Source organism: Stenotrophomonas sp. HMWF023, from assembly GCF_003060985.1.
GTDB classification, from domain to species: Bacteria; Pseudomonadota; Gammaproteobacteria; order Xanthomonadales; family Xanthomonadaceae; genus Stenotrophomonas; species Stenotrophomonas lactitubi.
This window is the reverse complement of sequence record NZ_QAIJ01000250.1, coordinates 14,548-15,003: the sequence shown is the minus strand read 5'-3', so window position 1 is coordinate 15,003 and position 456 is coordinate 14,548. Positions and strand designations below refer to the sequence as shown.

The 456-nt window shown below is 69.1% G+C and carries 1 protein-coding gene; it reads left to right on the top strand.

Annotated features, from left to right (window positions below):
- Positions 1-456: efflux RND transporter permease subunit (locus tag DBR20_RS23215; RefSeq protein WP_258223365.1), on the top strand; the 456-nt coding region annotated here is incomplete at both ends.

The following is a 456-nucleotide window of genomic DNA, read 5'->3' as shown; positions in this document are numbered from 1 at the left end:
TGCTGCCGGTGGCACCGCTGCCCCAGGTCGACTATCCCGCCATTGAAGTCAGCGCCAGCCTGCCCGGCGCCTCGCCCGAATCGATGGCGGCCACCGTCGCCACGCCGCTGGAGCGTGCGCTGGGCAGCCTGCCCGGCATTTCGCGCATCGATTCGGCCAGTACCCAGGGGCAGACCGAGATCGAATTGAAGTTCGTGCTCGGCCGCGATATCGACGAGGCCGCCCGCGAAGTGCAGGCTGCGATCAACCTCGCCCGCGGCCAGCTGCCCAGCGGCATGCCCGGCATGCCGCAGTACCGCAAGGTCAACCCGTCGCAGGCACCGATACTTGCGTTGGCACTGACCTCCGACACGCTTTCGCCGGGCCAGCTGTACGACCTCGGTTCAACCGTACTGGCGCAGAAGCTGTCGCAGGTACCGGGCGTGGGCGAGGTGCAGGTGGGCGGCAGCGCGCTGC